Here is a 15,502-nt window from a genome sequence, read left to right as displayed (position 1 = left end):
GCCATGCCTGACACCCCCTTAATCCAACAGATTCGTACCGCCTCGCGGTTAATGGTGCGCGAGCTGGGCTTTATGAGCACCACGCTGGCCGCCACCCATTATTCACCTTCGGCGGTGCACACCCTGCTTGAGGTATCGATGAGGGGGGAGATGACGGCCGCGCAGCTGGTCACGTTGCTGGGACTGGAAAAATCAAGCGTCAGCCGGATGGTCTCCCGTCTGCTGGCGGCCGGTGAGCTGGAGGAGCGTCCTTGCGCGGAGGATGCGCGCGCGAAATCACTCGCCTTGACGGCAAAGGGGCACGATACGGTGGCGAAAATTAACGCCTGGGGTACCCGCCAGGTGGTGGAGGCGTTAGACCATCTGGATGAGACGCAGCAGCAAACGGTCGCCACTGGACTGGCGGCCTATGCCCGGGCGCTGGCGCAGTGTCGGGATAGCGCGCTCGCGGATACGGCTCCGCAAATTTCGCTGATGACCGGCTATCAGCCGGGGATGATCGGCCGGATTGCCCAGATGCACGGGGAGTATTACGCCCGTCATCATGACTTTGGCGCTTTTTTTGAAGGCAAGGTCGCCAGCGGCGTAGCGGAATTTGCCACCCGGCTTTCCTCCCCGGCCAACCAGATCTGGCTGGCGATCCGCGAAGGGAAAATCGTCGGCTCGCTGGCTATCGATGGCGAGGACCTCGGCCAGCAGGAGGCGCATCTGCGCTGGTTTATTCTCGACGACAGCTGCCGGGGAACCGGCATCGGCAGGCGTCTGCTCAGCGAGGCGATGACTTTCTGCGATAGTCGCCAGTTTAGCGCGGTGCAGCTGTGGACCTTTAAAGGGCTGGACGCGGCCCGCAAACTGTATGAATCCTTTGGCTTCACGTTAACCCGCGAATGGCAGGGAGAGCAGTGGGGAAAGGTAATGACCGAGCAGCAATTTACCCGGTCCGGAAACACCGGCTAAGGGCGTGACGCCTTAGCCGGTGGGGGGAACATGGAGATTACGCCAGCTGGTTAAGCAGGCGGTTAATCTCCTCTCGCCACTGCGCCTGAAGTGACGGCTTTTGATGTTTTGGCTTGCGGCCCATATCGTCAGCCAGCCATTGCTCAAGGTCAATCAGCCGCGCCAGCAGCGCCTCCTCATCATTGTCAGCCCCGGCGGGCGTACTCTGCAAAGCGAGTCGACTGTCCGGGGCGGGCGCCACGGCCTGCAGACGGGCATAGACCTCCTCCAGGCTGTGCCATTCCGTTAACCCGGCGTTGTCGATCAGCCAGAAGCGGTTACAGCTTTCGCTAATCAGCTGGCGGTCATGACTGACCAGCAGCACGCCGCCGGGGTAATCGCGCAGCGTCTGCGCCAGCGCCGCTTTACCCTCCATATCAAGATGGTTGGTGGGTTCATCCAGCAGCAGCAGACTGTAGCGCGCCAGCGAGAGGCCAACAAACAGTAGCCGCGACCGCTCGCCGCCGCTGAGGGTGCTGACCTTCTGGCTATGTCTCGCCCAGCCAAACCCGGCGGCGATCAGCGCCCGTTTACGGGTGTCGGCCGACGGGGCGAACGGTGTCAGCGCGTCGAGCAGGCTGGCATCGTCCGGTAACTGCTCCAGCGTCTGGTCATAGTAGCCGGGGTGCAGCCGGGGATGCAGGCGCAGCCCCGGGAGGGGCGATGCGTCCTTCATCTGCTGCCACAGCAGGCGCAGCAGGGACGATTTACCGCCGCCGTTGCGGCCCATGATGGCCACGCGATCGCCGCTGCGCAGGCGCGCCACGCCGGTGGTGAAGAGGGATGGCAGGCCCGGCGCGGGCGCGACGGGCAGGGTGTCCATCTCCAGCAGGCGGTCAGCCGGCAGGGCGTCCCCCTGCAATGACAGACGCCACGGCGGGCCGACGCTGAGCTCGGTTTGCTCGTCTTTCAGGCGGGCGACCTGCTTCTCCATCTGTTTGGCTTTGCGGGCGAGGTCTTCGTTGTCATAGACCCGACCCCAGGTGGCCAGGCGCCGGGCGCTGGCGCTGACCCGGTCGATCTCCTTTTGCTCGGCCTTATGACGCAGCGCGGCGCTTTCATCCTGCTCCTGCAATGCCTGACGGGCAGCGCTGCAGGGCAAGGCGAAGCTGTGCAGCGTCTGGTCGCGGAGGATCCAACTGGCATTAGTTACAGCATCCAGTAAGGTGTTGTCGTGTGACACCAGCACGAAGCTCCCCTGCCAGGTTTGCAGGAAGCTTTCCAGCCACAGCAGAGTCGGCAGATCGAGATGGTTGCCGGGCTCATCCAACAGCAGCAGGTCAGGCTGGCGGATCAGCGCCCGGGCCAACAGCAGGCGCGTGTGCTGGCCGCCGCTCAGGGTAGTGGTTTGCTGCTCCATCACCGCCGGGGTAAAGCCCATCTGCGCCAGCAGGCGTTCGGCCAGCCAGCGCTGCGCTTCCCGTATATCGGCGGGTAACGGGGCCAGCACGGCCTGCAACAGCGACTGCGAACGCAGTGCCTCCGGCAGATGCTGTTCAACGCGGGCCATCAGACACTGACCGGCGAGTGAGACGCTGCCCGAAGTGGGCGTGAGGGAGCCGTCCAGCACCTGCAACAGGGTGCTTTTGCCGCAACCGTTATGGCCGATGAGACCGATACGGTCGCCTTTCTTCAGGGTGAAGGAGAGGGTATTAAACAGCGGCCCAAAGGCAGTCTCCACGTGGAGCGCATGGGCAGTTAGTAATGTACTCATAGTCAACTTACTCAAGAGTTACAGGCATGCAAATGCCTCGTCAAAACTCGCTGACGATAACCCGGTAAGCCGGAGAGAAGGGATTGCGTGAAGTGTCTTCGCTCAAGCCATAGTTATCGCAGCACGATACCGATAACGCTTGAGCTGGCGCAATTGCCTAATGCATGTGAAACAATAAACATTTCACAATACAGCATGGGGGGCCTCCTTTTTTATTCAGTCAGTGGATGGGTGGTGGCAGTGTAGTGGGGAAAAGCAAGCGACGCCAGTGACAAAACTGGCAGGGGGCCCCCGCCAGCTTTCGCCTGCTCCGCCTTTGTCTACGAAGCCGGGTTGGCGCAGAAGGCTTATGTGTTTGCTAGAACATGATGGGAAACCAGCGGGCGTGGTCGCGGGTATATTCCGTCAGCGCCTGGGGATCCTTTATCGCCTGGCAGGGGGCATCGAGAATATTCGGATACGCATCCGGATACCAATCTTCCTCGGTCGTTAAGGTCAAAAAGCGAGACTCACGGTGGGTTTCACAGGTATAGGCGTTTTTAATATTGTCGGCTTTGCGATATCCCTTGGGATCGCGATATTCGATATACACGTTGTACTCAGAGCGGGTATCCCGCCACGCGCCCGGCTCCGGTCTCTGCCAGCGGACCGTCTGGTAGTAGCGCTCCCGCTCGCCGTAGCGATAGACAGGGGTCTCTCCGCCGGGAATCACGTCGGGTCTCAGGAAGAAAAACACCAGTCCCGCCAGCAGGAGTAACACCGGTGAGAGAATGTGGGTCAGCAGCCGCGGCGTCCGACGGTTAACCAGCAGCAGCCACAGCAGCGGTGGGATCGTGCTGACGATAAAAGCAAAGAGGATTTTTGCCGGCGTATAGAGTTCATGCACCGAAACCTCGCCGGCTTTCGCCGCGTAAAACGCCTGCTTATCGCCGAAATACCAGTACTCACCGTGAAAGGCGCTGATGGCGCTCACCAACAACAGTCCGCTAAACAGCCCCAGCCAGAGACGTAATGTCGGTCGCAGAACGATTTTTTGCTGGCTCATTTACGGCTCCTGATGGTTTTAGTGACCAGAAGCTCGTCTTCAGAGACCGTATCCAGATCGGCAATCTGGCTACACTGGTTGGCAAGGATCTGCGGATCGCCGTTCGGAAACCAGCCCTCATTGAATGACAGGGTGTAAAACTGGCTATGCCGCTGCACTTCACAGCGCCAGGCGCGGCCAAGATTGTTTCTGTCGATAAGCCAGCGGGGATCTTTTGCTTCAACAAAGGTTTCATATTTTGATTGCTTAGCGGAATGACTACCTGACCGGGTTTTCATCCAGAATATAGACGCGTAATAGGTATTGTGTTTACCGTACTGAATACTGACATATCGTCCGGGGGTAACCTCCGGACGGAGGAAAATAAATATCCCGGCGGCAATCAGTACCATCAGCGGTAATATAGGATGCTGTATCGGCCGCCAGGGGATTTTACGTACCGCCAACAGCCAGACCAGGGTAATAATAAACACGTAGAGCAGGGCGAAGAAAAATTTACTCGGTTCATAGATGACGACATCCACCAGATCGCCGGTGGCGGGCTGATACTGGTCAGCGCGCGGGGTGAGCATCCACATATCGCCGCTGAAGAGGCACATTCCGGTGATGATGGCGATACCGCCGATAAGAAACAAGACAATCCGGATCAGAATAGCATTCGCTTTATTCGCGCCAGGGGTTAATTTTTGCATTTCACATTCCATTGTGAGGGGGTGAGAAACAACTATTTTGCACAGCGGAGGGCGCGCGGCAAATGCTATCCGTTTTATATTTTTACGATGAATGAATATGGGCGAAAAAGGCGTTTCTGTGGCGGGAGATATTATTCTGACGTTATTAAAAACCGGGCCGATATGTCGACCCGGTGAGCGTGATTAAATCGAGGTGCGGCGATAATTGCGATATTCCGGCAGCCAGAAATTATCGCTAATGGCCTGCAGCAGCGCTTCAGCGGAGGTTTTCACCGCCACGCCTTGCTCCTGCGCCACTTTGCCGACCGCGAAGGCAATTGCCCGTGAGACGGTCTGGATATCCTTCAGCTCCGGCAGCACCGGACCTTCGCCGTTGTTCACCAGCGGCGAGTGTTTCGCCAGGGTTTCACTGGCGGCCATCAGCATCTCGTCGGTGACCCGCGACGCGCCGGAAGCAATCACCCCCAGACCAATGCCCGGGAAGATATAAGAGTTATTGCATTGCGCGATGGCGTACTGCTTGCCTTTCAGGGTGACCGGGGCAAACGGGCTGCCGGTGGCGACCAGCGCCTCGCCGTCGGTCCAGCTCAGGATATTCTGCGGCGTCGCTTCCACCCGTGAGGTCGGGTTAGAGAGCGGCATCACGATTGGCCGCGGGCAGTGCTTGTGCATCTCGCGGATAATCTCTTCCGTGAACAGCCCCGGCTGACCCGAGACGCCGATCAGAATGTTCGGCTTCACGTTACGCACTACGTCCAGCAGGGACAGCACATCGTTAGTGGTATCCCAGCCCTGCAGATGCTCACGCTTCTGCACCAGCTTGTTCTGGAACGGCAGCAGATTAGGCATGCCGTCGGTTAACAGGCCGAAGCGGTCAACCATGAACACGCGCTGGCGGGCCTCTTCTTCGCTAACGCCTTCGCGGACGATCTGGGCGATAATCTGCTCGGCGATGCCGCAGCCGGCGGAACCCGCGCCGAGGAAGACGATTTTCTGCTCGCTGAGCTGGCTACCGGCGCCGCGGCTGGCGGCGATCAGCGTCCCGACGGTGACCGCCGCGGTGCCCTGAATATCGTCATTAAATGAACAGATTTCATTGCGATAGCGGTTGAGCAGCGGCATGGCGTTCTTCTGCGCAAAGTCTTCAAACTGCAGCAGGACGTCCGGCCAGCGGGCCTTAATCGCCTGGATCACGTCGTCAACGAACTGATAATACTCGTCGTCGGTAATGCGCGGATGGCGCCAGCCCATATACAGCGGATCGTCCAGCAGCTGCTGGTTGTTTGTTCCAACGTCCAGCACGATGGGCAGGGTATAAGCCGGGCTGATGCCGCCGCAGGTGGTGTACAGCGACAGCTTGCCGATCGGGATCCCCATCCCGCCGATCCCCTGGTCGCCGAGGCCGAGAATACGCTCGCCATCGGTGACCACAATCACTTTCACGTTATGGTTCGGGACGTTCTGCAGGATGTCGTCAAGGTTATGGCGATTCTGGTAAGAGATGAAGACGCCGCGGGCGCGACGGTAAATCTCGGAGAAACGTTCGCAGGCGGCGCCCACCGTCGGGGTATAGATAACCGGCATCATCTCTTCGAGATGGTTGCCGATCAGGCGATAAAACAGGGTTTCGTTGGTGTCCTGGATGTTACGCAGGTAGATGTGTTTGTCGATTTCAGTTTTGAATCCCTGATACTGGATCCAGGCGCGTTCCGCTTGCTCTTCGATGGTTTCAACCACTTCCGGCAGCAGGCCAAGAAGGTTGAAATTGCTGCGCTCTTCCAGACTGAAGGCGCTGCCCTTGTTGAGGAGGGGGAATTCAAGCAGAACGGGACCCGCGTAAGGGATGTACAGGGAACGGTTTTTCTTATGAGTAAATTGCATCGCACTAACTCCTTGATCATGACCACAGTCCCGGCGCGGCGATAAGCGAGGGTGGGTAGAAAGCAGCGGGCAGAGTATAGAGCAGATGGTCGTCAAGCGGGTAAACAAGCAATCAATTGCCATAAAAAAACACCATCCTGGCAACAGGACGGTGTTGTTTATCATCACTCAGACTGAAAATTAACCACCGCGGCGTTTGCGGCCGGTAGCATGGATGTGGTTGAGGGTGGTTTCTTCATCGCCTTCCAGCACCACTTTTTTCTGCTGGGAAAGCTTATAGTTCAGACCGAGAAGATGACGTGCCTGATGGTTCGATTTCATTCTGACTCCTTTATCCTGTTCTGGTTTCAAGGGCAAACCCGGTGGTGACCGGATGAAATGTAACCCAAAGTCGGCCGCACGTTTTTTGTGCGACCTCAGCTAGGGTGGTCCATTTTCAGGGCAATAGCAACCTTCGCGCGCCAGATTAAGAACAGTCTCCCTCACGCACCGCCGGGATCACCACTTCATCTCACCGGTGTTAACTTTGGCGCTTAACTCCAGCGAGCTGGTCTCCGCCAGGCCCGGCCACTGCGTCTCCATGGCCTTGATCACCCCGGCCGAATCCTGATGCGTCTTCAGCGCCTGCTCAAACTGCTGGAGATACGTTTTTGTAAAGCGCACCGCGCTGTCTCCCTCCGGCGGTGTGCCGAGGTAATGGCCAGGGATCACCCGCTGCGGGTGCAGGGCGATCATCTGGTCCAGGGTATTGCGCCATTGCTGGCGACTGGCCGGCGTCTGGGTGTCGGCGGTCCAGAGATGCATGCCCCACGCCACGCCTGTGCCGCCGAGGATCGTTTTGTTCGCCGGGATCCAGACGAACGCCGCGTAGTCCTGCGGCTGCTTAATCGTTACTTTCTCGCCGTCGATGGTAAAGCTGTTGGCCTTCAGCGCCTGCGGAACGTACACCTGCGTCGGCGCGCCATCTTTCATTTGCGGGCCCCAGTACGCCAGTTTGGCCGCTTTGGTGGCTTCAATATGTTTGACCACCTCCGGCGTGGCGACCACTTCCGCCTGCGGGAAGGCTTTCACCAGCGGTTCAAGACCAAAATAGAAATCCGGATCGCCAGAGGTGATCACAATTCGCGTCAGCGGCTTGCCGTTTTTCTTGATCATGTCCACCAGCTTTTCGCCGTCTTTGACGCTGAACTGCGCGTCAAACAACACTGCTTCGTGCGGGCCGGAAACGAGGGTGGAGTTAACGGCAAAGATGCTCTTTTCCTGCGGATTGTAGGTTTGCAGCGTCAGAGGCGCCGCGAAGACAGAACCGCTGAACAGGGCCGTGGCAACAGCAAGAGTAGATAATTTCATGATGTGTTCTCAGTAACAGGTGAATGCGTTCCATTGTACGGATTTCGCTATTTGTTAGAATTCCTGAAATAAGAGATGCTGAGTTTCATAAATCGTGCAGATGAAGGGGGCATGATGGACAGAGTGATTGCTGCGCAGGTGTACCTGCGCATCTGCGAACTGGGAAGTCTCAGCGCCGCGGCGCGGGCGCTGGGGATGTCGCGTCCGATGGTCAGCCGCTATCTGGAGCAGATGGAGAACTGGGCTGGCGCCCGGCTGATCCATCGTTCCACCCGCCGGCTGACCCTGACGCCGGCGGGGGAAACAGTGTTGCTTAAGACCCGTGGGTTGACGCGGATCGCCGATGAAATCGCCGGCGAACGTCAGCGGGCCGACCCTAGCGGCACGCTGCGCGTCGCCTGCGCGCACTTCACGGCAATGCAGCTGATCTCTCCGCTGCTGCCGGACTTCCTCGCTCGCTATCCGCAGCTGCGTCTGGAGCTGGATATCAATAACCATCCGGTCAGCCTGATCGGCGAGCGCATCGACGTGGCTATTCGCATTACCGACAACCCGGAGCCCGGGGCGATCGCTCGCCGCCTTGGGCTATGTCGTTCGCTCCTCTGTGCAGCACCGCGCTGGCTACAGCAGCATGGCCCGCTGAAGACGCTTGACGATCTGCAACAGCATAACTGTCTGTTATACAGCCACTTTTCCGGCCAGCGCTGGCAGTTCAGCGATGCGCAGGGGCAGGAGGCGTCGGTGGCGGTGAGCGGCAATCTGAGCGCGGGGATCTCTTCTCTGCTGCTGGAGGCGGCGGTCGCCGGGTGCGGCATTGCGATGCTCCCCGAACTGGAGGCGCGGAGCGCGTTGGCCAGCGGGGCGCTGGAGGTGGTGCTCCCTGACTGGACGCCGAAGGCGCTGAGCGTCTATGGCATCTATCTTTCCCGCGACTATCAGCCCGATGGGCTACCGCTGTTTCTGGATGCGCTGCAGCGACGTCTGGGGGAGATTGCCGCCGGGGCCTGAACATAGGTGTTGCGTTCAGCGGCAACACCGGCGGGCGGTGGCCCTGCCGGTGAGCTGACGATGAGACTTACTCGTTGCCCCATTGATTAAGGAAGTTGGCAATATCGTCTATTCGGCGTTCATCAATAGCCGCTTCACGGGCCATCTCCTGCTGCGCCTCTTCATCGATCTCTTCGTTATTCATCAGCCGCTCAATCAGCAGTTGAAAATAGCGCGCCAGCGCATCGCGTTCCGTCTCTTTGACCGGCGTGGCCGCTTCGGTCTCGTATTCGTCCACGATGTCATAAAATTTCAGGGGGATCTCATTACTCATCAGTTGTCCTCAGGGTCAGCGCACAGCGGCGGGCGGATATCATAGCATGCAGCCGGCTAAAGACGCTGCGGGAGAGGAAAAATCGCCACGCAGGGGTTGCGCGGCGATCGTGTTGGGGAGGGACCGGCATAACGCCGGCCCGGTTATCGGCCCGGAGGCGACGGATTTAGACCACGCCGTCCCCGCCGTCAGAACACCATACCTGACCGGAAGTATACGAGCAGGCATCCGATGCCAGGGTGACGTACAGCGGGGCGATCTCTACCGGTTGCCCCGGGCGGCCCATCGGTGTGTCTTTCCCGAATTGTTTCACTTTCTCGTCCGGCTGGCCGCCGCTGGATTGCAGCACCGTCCAGTAAGGGCCTGGCGCCACGGCGTTGACGCGAATGCCTCGCTTCGCCACCTGCTTGGCTAACGATTTGGTGAAGATCGCCAGGCAGGCTTTGGTCTGGGCATAATCGAGCAGGATCGGGCTGGGTTTATAGGCCTGCACCGAGGTGGTATTAATGATTGCGCTCCCTGACTGGAGATGGGGCAGCGCCGCGCGAGTGATCCAGAACGGCGCGTAGACATTGGTTTTAAAGGTGGCGTCAAAGTCTTCGGTGCTGAGCTCCTCGAGGGTCTCGCAGTATTGCTGACGTCCGGCGTTATTGACCAGAATGCTCAGGCCTCCCAGTTGTTCCACCGCGTCGGCCACCAGCGACTGACAGAAGGACTCTGAGCGAATATCCCCCGGCAGGGCCACCGCGGTGCGGCCTTCGGCTTTGATCAGCGCGATGACTTCATCGGCATCCTCTTGCTCCTCCGGCAGATAGCTTATGGCGACATCGGCCCCTTCGCGGGCAAAGGCGATCGCCACCGCGCGGCCAATGCCGGAGTCGCCGCCGGTAATTAACGCTTTCTTACCCGCCAGCCGCCCGGTGCCGGTGTAGCTGGTCTCCCCGTGGTCCGGTGACGGCTCCATTTCCGCATCCAGACCCGGTGGGTTTTGTTCTTGCTCCGGGAACTCCGGACGTGGAGCCGTCTCTTCTGGCAACATGGAGGTGGGTAATTTTTTCATTGGCGGTTTTTCATCTTGCATAGTCATCTCCTTCAGACAGAACGGGCCAGACCTAAGGATAGGTCAGCTTCACCCCAGGCCAGACAACGCGAGAGGATCATCTATCTTGTTTAACTGGCAAAATAGGGGCCTTATTTGACTTTAACCGGCTGATCCTTGGCGAATTTCGTTGTATGTCGTTGCGTTATTATTGGTGATGTTAAATTAGGATTATTCCATCCTTAATTCGGGGGTGGGGCTATTTTTATCGGGCGGGCTGAATGACGGTGCGATTTTTAAAAGCGAAGGGGTGGCACATTGTGAAAAAATATTCTTTCGCACCTATAGATGGTTGATGAGCTACCTCATTGTGAGTATTTTTATGGCTGGAGTGTCTGGCTGATGAAAAAAAATAAAAAAACGCCCATCATTTTCATTTTTTTACAAAAGCGCCGGAGCGAGAAAATTTCATGATAGTGAGTGGTGATAATCCAATGTGAATAAGTGAGTTACACTGTATTTATTTTTTCCGCCGCTTCGTTATTTATTTTTTATTTGCCATTTGGCGTGGATAAATGCCTGGCGTTAATTTGACTGCTGCGAGCATTCCTCTAGTGTTAGATATCGAGGGTGATGATTTGTAACAGGGTCATTTTCCATTTACCAACCGAGATCGAGTAAACCTAAAAGGTGAAATTATGGCAGAGCATAGAGGCGGTTCAGGTAACTTTGCAGAAGATCGTGAAAAAGCATCCGAAGCCGGGCGTAAAGGCGGACAGCACAGCGGCGGGAACTTTAAAAATGATCCTGAACGTGCATCCGAAGCCGGTAAAAAGGGTGGTAAGAACAGTCATGGCGGTGGTCGTAAAGCCGGTGACAGTTAATGACTGAAGCCTGAGGCGCGTTAAAACGGGCGCCGGAACAAAAACCTGTGGGCCTGCCGGTCCGCAGGTTTCTGTTTATATGGGCTGGTAATAATAAATCGTGTCGCCTAATCCATATTTATCTGTGAAACGCGAAGGGTAAATGATATTAACAATATGCTGGTCAATGGTTAAGTATTTATAACATAGCAGGTAATAAAAATGAAACTGACACCGGCATTGATTAAACGCTGCCATCTTGTCGCTGCTGTGATGTGGGTAATATTGGCAATACCCTCGTTAATCTGGTGGAAAAACAGCGTCCTGTGGGTCATTCTCATTAGTATTTATGCGAATATCGTTGGGCATTTGTCCGGATATAGCGCAGCGCGGGCGGATCAGGCGGCGGAAGAGAATGAAGATCCCACATCCAAATAAAGGATTAGTTATCAGAGGTATTTATGACGGATATTGAAAATTACCATAACTGGCTGCGCGATGCACATGCGATGGAAAAACAGGCCGAAGTGATATTAATCGCCGCAATCAGAAGGAGTGAAAACTATCCGCCACTGCGCACGCGTCTTGAACAACATCTCTATGAAACCCGCCGGCAATTATCGTCTCTGCAGGATATCATTGCCCGTAATCATATTTCCCGCTCCGCGCTGCAGGATGCGATGAGCCGGGTCGCCGCGTTGGGCCAGTCCATTGGGATGATGCTGCCCGGCGATGAGGTCATTAAAGTCATTATCACGGCCTATGTTTTTGCGCAATTCGAGGTCGCCTGCTATACCGCCTTATTGACTGCGGCGAAACGGGTGGGCGACCACCATGCCATCCACGCCCTGGAGGCGATGCTGGCGGAGGAGCGAGGCATGGCTGACTGGCTGCTTCATCATCAGCCGACGATCGTCGGGCAATTTCTGCATCGTGCTGAACTGCCTGGCGTTGAGGCCGGAAAATAAGCCGCCGGAGAAAAACTATGGTTAAACGCCACACGATCGCGCTTCATGCTGTCGAGGAACAGGTTCCTCTGAAATTAACCGCCAGACAGCAGGCTCTGGTGGACGCGGTGGCGAATCGGGCGCCTTCAGCGGAGCACGCTACCGTATCGCCTGTCGCCAAACCCCGGCCGACGGCGAGGGGTGGACGTAAACCGCGCTGAATCTGCTGGAGAGTGACGGGCCACCCGTCAGGGTGAATAAGCAAGGTGATAGTGATGCAACGGGAACAGTGGTTTCACAGAGCGGTCATTTATCAGGTTGATAGTTCACTGTTTTATGACGCTAACGGTGACGGCTACGGCGATCTCGCCGGTATTCGCCAAAAGCTACATTACATTCGCAGCCTCGGGGCGACGGTGCTCTGGCTGACGCCGTTCTATCTCACCCCTCTGCAGGATGATGGCTATGATATCAGCGATCATCTGCAGCCTGACCCGCGATTTGGCACCATTGCCGACGTCATTGAGCTGATTGCCCGCGCCCGGGAGCTGGGACTGCGGGTCATCGTCGAGCTGGTGATCCAGCATACCTCCGCGCAGCACCCGTGGTTTCAGGCGGCCAGGCACGATCCCCGGTCGCCGTGGCGGCCATACTATCTTTGGGCCGACAGGCCGCCGGAGAAGGACGATCCCCCCATGTTTCCCGGCGTCGAGGAGAGCGTCTGGCGCTGGGACGAACAGGCCGGGCAATACTATCGCCACATGTTTTATCGTCATGAGCCGGATCTGAATCTTGCTCATCCGCCGGTGATCGCTGAAATCGAAAACATCATCACCTTCTGGCTGCAGGCGGGAGTGTCAGGTTTTCGCCTCGATGCCGCGTCGCATCTGGTGAAACAGGCCGGGAAGGGTGACGAGGCGCGCGGCTACCCGCTCCTGACCCATCTCCGGCAGGTCGTTCAGCGCCTCAATCCCGATGCGATACTGCTGGGCGAAGTAGACGTTGCGGTAGAAGATTACCGCCATTATTTTGGCCACGGCGATCGGCTGCAGATGGTGCTCAATTTCTGGCTTAACAAATACCTCTACCTCAGTCTGGCGCAGCAGCGCGCCGCCCCGGTGGTGAAGGCTCTGCAGGCGATGGTGACCCCGCCGGACGGGTGCTGCTTCGTCAACTGGCTGCGTAACCATGATGAACTGGATCTCGAGGGGATTGGCGAACGCAATAAGCGCCAGGTTATCCGCACCTTTGCCCCTGATAAATCCATGTCCGTTTACCAGCGTGGCGTACGCCGGCGACTGGCGCCGATGCTGGATGGCGATACCCGGCGCATGGCGCTGGCCCATGCGATCCTGCTGGCGCTGCCCGGCGTGCCGGTGATGCGCTATGGCGACGAGATTGGCATGGGAGACGATCTGCGTTTACCGGAGCGCTATGCGGTCAGAACGCCGATGCAGTGGTCGGCGGCGCCCAACGGCGGCTTCTCCCGGGCGGCGCGGGACGATCTGCCGGTAAAACCGATAGCCAGCGGGCGGTGGCGCTACCAGCGGATCAATGTCGAAACGGCGCTACGCCACCCCCGATCGCTGCTGAACCGGGTGCGCAACATGGTGCTGGCGCGGGCGGAATATACCGAGCCGGGCTCCATTCCTTTCGCCATCCTCGCGGTGAAACCTGCTGCGGTGCTGGGCTTGTGCTATCGCAGCGAATCGCGGGAAGTGCTGATGCTGGCGAACTGCAGCCAGCAGACGGTAGAGGTGCAACTCCCGCCGCTGGCCAGGAGCTACTGGAGCCCGATACTGGAAGATAAATACTATCGGGACAGGTTGACCGGCGGGGATGACGCGCGGCTGTCGCTTTCCGGGTATGGGTACCGCTGGTTCAGCCGGAGCCTGGATTAGCGCCGTTTCCCGGAACGACGGAACAACGCCCGCAGGGCCATCGTCGCCACCGCTACTCCGACGCCGGCAGCCACTTTTCCCGGGAGATCGGCGCTGATCGTCACCGCTTTACGCCGCGCGCCATCGTTAAAGGGGCCGTGTCCGGGGTGATTGCCGCGCACCGGCGTGAACAGGTCGTCCTGATGCTCTGCCGGTTTCGGCTGGCCGGTAAACTGTCCCTCCCACGCCTTTTTCACCATCAGCCGATCGAGCAGGCGAGGGAAGAAGACCTGGCCGAGGATCGACTGGATGGTGCTTTTCCCGACCCACAGCTCGTTGACCGGACGCTGGATAACGCTGTAGATAGCCTCGGCGGCGACTTCCGGCTGATAGATCGGCGGCACCGGCTGCATGGCCTGATCCATTTTATTCCGCGCCCAGCCAAACTGGGCGGTGTTCATCCCCGGCAGCTGGACCATGGTCAACTGGATGTGGCTTTGCTCGTGCATCAGTTCGGTACGCACGGCATCGGTAAAGCCGCGGATCGCCGCCTTGGCTCCGCAGTAGGCCGATTGCAGGGGAATCGACCGCCAGGCCAGCGCCGAGCCGGCCTGAATAATCACTCCCCGATCCCGAGGCGTCATCACCTCCAGCGCCGCGCGGGTGCCATTGACATAGCCGAGATAGGTGACCTCCGTCACCCGGCGAAATTCCTCCTCGCTCATCTGACGAAAGGGGGCCAGGACGGTGGTCATGGCGTTGTTGATCCAAACGTCTATCGCGCCGAGTGTGGCTTCCACCTCGGCGGCAGCGCGCTGCAGCGCCCCGGCATCGGCGACGTCGGCGCTAATGGCCAGCGTTTTAATGCCAAACCGTTCGCAGGCCAGCTGTGCTTCCTGCAGACCCGTCTCATCTCGGGCGATCAGCGCCACGTGATATCCTGCGCGGGCGAAACGCAGCGCGGCGGCTTTACCCGCCCCCGCGGTTCCGCCGGTAATTACCATCACAGACATAGTGACCTCATTCTTTTTGGCTAGCGCAATATTAACTGCACGGATCGGTTAATTATTCCTCACAAATGACAATGACGAGGTGGGAAATATCCTGGAATAACCGCAGTGTGAATCAGGCGACATATCCGGGTGACGCTGGCTGGATCGTGCCTGCATCGGCGAGGACGTTCTATAATCTGTTAGAACCCTGACAACCCGCGAGGAGGAAAAATGGTGACATTAAATATGCTTAGCGTTGAAAAAGAAGAGGATGACGCCACCCGCGCCCCGGAATCGGGTGATAAACAACCGGAGCGCGATAAATAAAATTGAGACTATTCCTTTTCAGGAATAATGGATATCTGGCCGTTACGCTCGAGGATAGCGAATTTGATCGCTTTGAGCTCATAAATCCCATGGTGCTGCCTGGCTGCCAGCAGGATATCATCGACAGAGATATTGACGAGATTTATCTTTTCGTCGATGACAGCACCATTTTCCACCACAATAACCGGGCTGCCATCAATGAAATTTTCCGCCTGCGAGAAGCGTTTCTTAATATAGCCGAATAAAATATCAACACCCACCAGAGTGACGATGGTGAGCATCGAACCGGTGACGGAATAGTCTGTGCTGAGCATCGCCTGTTGGGTGGCTTCGCTAATTATCAGCAGCAATATTAGATCAAAGTTGGTTAACTGCATCAGCGTTCTTCTTCCAGCAATCTTAAAAATAATCAACAGGATAAAATAGATTGCTGCGGCTCTGAGGACCATTTCCAT

The 15,502-nt window shown here is 57.6% G+C and carries 18 protein-coding genes; 8 read left to right on the top strand and 10 right to left on the bottom strand.

The features are described from left to right. Positions 1 to 3: 3 nt before the first annotated feature. On the top strand, positions 4 to 957 hold the full coding sequence (locus CWM61_RS30080) for a helix-turn-helix domain-containing GNAT family N-acetyltransferase (RefSeq protein ID WP_100630539.1): 954 nt from the start codon (positions 4 to 6) through the stop codon (positions 955 to 957). Between the two features lie 37 nt (positions 958 to 994). On the opposite strand, the gene CWM61_RS01160 is transcribed toward CWM61_RS30080, so the two are convergent. The 4 genes from CWM61_RS01160 to CWM61_RS01145 form a co-directional block, all read right to left on the bottom strand. Beyond that, positions 995 to 2,710, bottom strand: coding sequence for an ABC-F family ATP-binding cassette domain-containing protein (locus CWM61_RS01160; RefSeq protein ID WP_100630538.1), 1,716 nt, complete (start codon positions 2,708 to 2,710; stop codon positions 995 to 997). A gap of 358 nt (positions 2,711 to 3,068) precedes the next feature. Further along, positions 3,069 to 3,755 (bottom strand): hypothetical protein, encoded by a 687-nt coding sequence (locus CWM61_RS01155; RefSeq protein ID WP_100630537.1) that lies wholly within the window; start codon positions 3,753 to 3,755, stop codon positions 3,069 to 3,071. Beyond that, on the bottom strand, positions 3,752 to 4,447 hold the full coding sequence (locus CWM61_RS01150; protein ID WP_100630536.1) for a glycosyl transferase: 696 nt from the start codon (positions 4,445 to 4,447) through the stop codon (positions 3,752 to 3,754). The genes CWM61_RS01155 and CWM61_RS01150 overlap by 4 nt, the downstream gene beginning before the upstream one ends. Positions 4,448 to 4,630: 183 nt before the next feature. Then, positions 4,631 to 6,328 (bottom strand): NAD-dependent malic enzyme, encoded by a 1,698-nt coding sequence (locus tag CWM61_RS01145; RefSeq protein WP_008804752.1) that lies wholly within the window; start codon positions 6,326 to 6,328, stop codon positions 4,631 to 4,633. An 85-nt stretch (positions 6,329 to 6,413) separates the two neighbouring features. Here CWM61_RS01145 and CWM61_RS28955 point away from each other — a divergent pair, with 85 nt between their 5' ends. Next, positions 6,414 to 6,512: a hypothetical protein gene (locus tag CWM61_RS28955; RefSeq protein ID WP_048268468.1), complete on the top strand. Its 99-nt coding sequence runs from the start codon at positions 6,414 to 6,416 to the stop codon at positions 6,510 to 6,512. On the opposite strand, the gene sra is transcribed toward CWM61_RS28955, so the two are convergent. Both sra and CWM61_RS01135 read right to left on the bottom strand, forming a co-directional pair. Continuing rightward, entirely contained in the window at positions 6,509 to 6,649 is a 141-nt protein-coding gene (sra, locus tag CWM61_RS01140; RefSeq protein ID WP_012541615.1) for a stationary-phase-induced ribosome-associated protein, read from the bottom strand. The genes CWM61_RS28955 and sra overlap by 4 nt on opposite strands. 177 nt (positions 6,650 to 6,826) lie before the next feature. After that, complete coding sequence (locus CWM61_RS01135) at positions 6,827 to 7,678, bottom strand: Vmh family MBL fold metallo-hydrolase (RefSeq protein ID WP_100630535.1); 852 nt, start codon at positions 7,676 to 7,678, stop codon at positions 6,827 to 6,829. A gap of 114 nt (positions 7,679 to 7,792) precedes the next feature. On the opposite strand from CWM61_RS01135, the gene CWM61_RS01130 reads away from it, so the two are divergent. Continuing rightward, positions 7,793 to 8,686 carry a LysR family transcriptional regulator gene (locus CWM61_RS01130; RefSeq protein ID WP_100630534.1) on the top strand — a complete coding sequence of 298 codons (894 nt, stop codon included), beginning with the start codon at positions 7,793 to 7,795 and terminating at the stop codon, positions 8,684 to 8,686. Positions 8,687 to 8,753: 67 nt separating this feature from the next. Here the strand turns inward: CWM61_RS01130 and CWM61_RS01125 are convergent, their stop codons facing one another. Together CWM61_RS01125 and CWM61_RS01120 are read right to left on the bottom strand one after the other, a co-directional pair. Further along, positions 8,754 to 8,999, bottom strand: coding sequence for a DUF2543 family protein (locus tag CWM61_RS01125; protein ID WP_061154472.1), 246 nt, complete (start codon positions 8,997 to 8,999; stop codon positions 8,754 to 8,756). Positions 9,000 to 9,165: 166 nt separating this feature from the next. Continuing rightward, a complete protein-coding gene (locus CWM61_RS01120; protein WP_165785225.1) occupies positions 9,166 to 10,080 on the bottom strand; it encodes an SDR family oxidoreductase in 915 nt (304 codons plus the stop codon). Between the two features lie 656 nt (positions 10,081 to 10,736). Between CWM61_RS01120 and CWM61_RS01115 the strand changes: the two genes are divergently transcribed. The 5 genes from CWM61_RS01115 to CWM61_RS01095 all read left to right on the top strand — a co-directional run bounded on the left by CWM61_RS01115 (position 10,737) and on the right by CWM61_RS01095 (position 13,749). Beyond that, positions 10,737 to 10,922 (top strand): general stress protein, encoded by a 186-nt coding sequence (locus CWM61_RS01115; RefSeq protein ID WP_008804757.1) that lies wholly within the window; start codon positions 10,737 to 10,739, stop codon positions 10,920 to 10,922. Between the two features lie 201 nt (positions 10,923 to 11,123). Then, entirely contained in the window at positions 11,124 to 11,339 is a 216-nt protein-coding gene (locus CWM61_RS01110; RefSeq protein ID WP_008804758.1) for a hypothetical protein, read from the top strand. Positions 11,340 to 11,362: 23 nt separating this feature from the next. Next, positions 11,363 to 11,869 (top strand): ferritin-like domain-containing protein, encoded by a 507-nt coding sequence (locus CWM61_RS01105; RefSeq protein ID WP_074385747.1) that lies wholly within the window; start codon positions 11,363 to 11,365, stop codon positions 11,867 to 11,869. A gap of 17 nt (positions 11,870 to 11,886) precedes the next feature. Beyond that, positions 11,887 to 12,069 (top strand): hypothetical protein, encoded by a 183-nt coding sequence (locus CWM61_RS01100; protein WP_012968126.1) that lies wholly within the window; start codon positions 11,887 to 11,889, stop codon positions 12,067 to 12,069. A gap of 54 nt (positions 12,070 to 12,123) precedes the next feature. Continuing rightward, positions 12,124 to 13,749, top strand: coding sequence for an alpha-amylase family protein (locus CWM61_RS01095; RefSeq protein ID WP_100630533.1), 1,626 nt, complete (start codon positions 12,124 to 12,126; stop codon positions 13,747 to 13,749). Here the strand turns inward: CWM61_RS01095 and CWM61_RS01090 are convergent. Both CWM61_RS01090 and CWM61_RS01085 read right to left on the bottom strand, forming a co-directional pair. Continuing rightward, positions 13,746 to 14,741 carry an SDR family oxidoreductase gene (locus CWM61_RS01090; protein WP_100630532.1) on the bottom strand — a complete coding sequence of 332 codons (996 nt, stop codon included), beginning with the start codon at positions 14,739 to 14,741 and terminating at the stop codon, positions 13,746 to 13,748. The two genes, CWM61_RS01095 and CWM61_RS01090, sit on opposite strands and share 4 nt — an antisense overlap. A gap of 314 nt (positions 14,742 to 15,055) precedes the next feature. Further along, the gene (locus CWM61_RS01085; RefSeq protein WP_061154478.1) at positions 15,056 to 15,502 is read right to left on the bottom strand and encodes a DUF421 domain-containing protein; all 447 of its coding nucleotides are present in this window, start codon (positions 15,500 to 15,502) and stop codon (positions 15,056 to 15,058) included.

Source organism: Klebsiella sp. K-Nf6 (assembly GCF_002806655.1).
In the GTDB taxonomy this organism is placed as follows: domain Bacteria; phylum Pseudomonadota; class Gammaproteobacteria; order Enterobacterales; family Enterobacteriaceae; genus Klebsiella; species Klebsiella variicola.
The sequence above is the reverse complement of the archived record's forward strand: the minus strand, read 5'-3'. Positions and strand labels throughout refer to the sequence as shown.

Excerpts from the sequence above, each read along its gene's own strand:
- CWM61_RS01155 (WP_100630537.1), bottom strand. The coding sequence starts at position 3,755 with ATGAGCCAGCAAAAAATCGTTCTGCGACCGACATTACGTCTCTGGCTG.
- CWM61_RS01145 (WP_008804752.1), bottom strand. The coding sequence starts at position 6,328 with ATGCAATTTACTCATAAGAAAAACCGTTCCCTGTACATCCCTTACGCG.
- CWM61_RS01135 (WP_100630535.1), bottom strand. The coding sequence starts at position 7,678 with ATGAAATTATCTACTCTTGCTGTTGCCACGGCCCTGTTCAGCGGTTCT.
- CWM61_RS01115 (WP_008804757.1), top strand. The coding sequence starts at position 10,737 with ATGGCAGAGCATAGAGGCGGTTCAGGTAACTTTGCAGAAGATCGTGAA.
- CWM61_RS01085 (WP_061154478.1), bottom strand. The coding sequence starts at position 15,502 with ATGGAAATGGTCCTCAGAGCCGCAGCAATCTATTTTATCCTGTTGATT.
- CWM61_RS01105 (WP_074385747.1), top strand. The coding sequence starts at position 11,363 with ATGACGGATATTGAAAATTACCATAACTGGCTGCGCGATGCACATGCG.
- CWM61_RS28955 (WP_048268468.1), top strand. The coding sequence starts at position 6,414 with ATGGTCGTCAAGCGGGTAAACAAGCAATCAATTGCCATAAAAAAACAC.
- CWM61_RS01125 (WP_061154472.1), bottom strand. The coding sequence starts at position 8,999 with ATGAGTAATGAGATCCCCCTGAAATTTTATGACATCGTGGACGAATAC.
- CWM61_RS01095 (WP_100630533.1), top strand. The coding sequence starts at position 12,124 with ATGCAACGGGAACAGTGGTTTCACAGAGCGGTCATTTATCAGGTTGAT.
- CWM61_RS30080 (WP_100630539.1), top strand. The coding sequence starts at position 4 with ATGCCTGACACCCCCTTAATCCAACAGATTCGTACCGCCTCGCGGTTA.
- CWM61_RS01090 (WP_100630532.1), bottom strand. The coding sequence starts at position 14,741 with ATGTCTGTGATGGTAATTACCGGCGGAACCGCGGGGGCGGGTAAAGCC.
- CWM61_RS01120 (WP_165785225.1), bottom strand. The coding sequence starts at position 10,080 with ATGCAAGATGAAAAACCGCCAATGAAAAAATTACCCACCTCCATGTTG.
- CWM61_RS01130 (WP_100630534.1), top strand. The coding sequence starts at position 7,793 with ATGGACAGAGTGATTGCTGCGCAGGTGTACCTGCGCATCTGCGAACTG.
- CWM61_RS01150 (WP_100630536.1), bottom strand. The coding sequence starts at position 4,447 with ATGCAAAAATTAACCCCTGGCGCGAATAAAGCGAATGCTATTCTGATC.
- CWM61_RS01100 (WP_012968126.1), top strand. The coding sequence starts at position 11,887 with ATGGTTAAACGCCACACGATCGCGCTTCATGCTGTCGAGGAACAGGTT.
- sra (WP_012541615.1), bottom strand. The coding sequence starts at position 6,649 with ATGAAATCGAACCATCAGGCACGTCATCTTCTCGGTCTGAACTATAAG.
- CWM61_RS01160 (WP_100630538.1), bottom strand. The coding sequence starts at position 2,710 with ATGAGTACATTACTAACTGCCCATGCGCTCCACGTGGAGACTGCCTTT.
- CWM61_RS01110 (WP_008804758.1), top strand. The coding sequence starts at position 11,124 with ATGAAACTGACACCGGCATTGATTAAACGCTGCCATCTTGTCGCTGCT.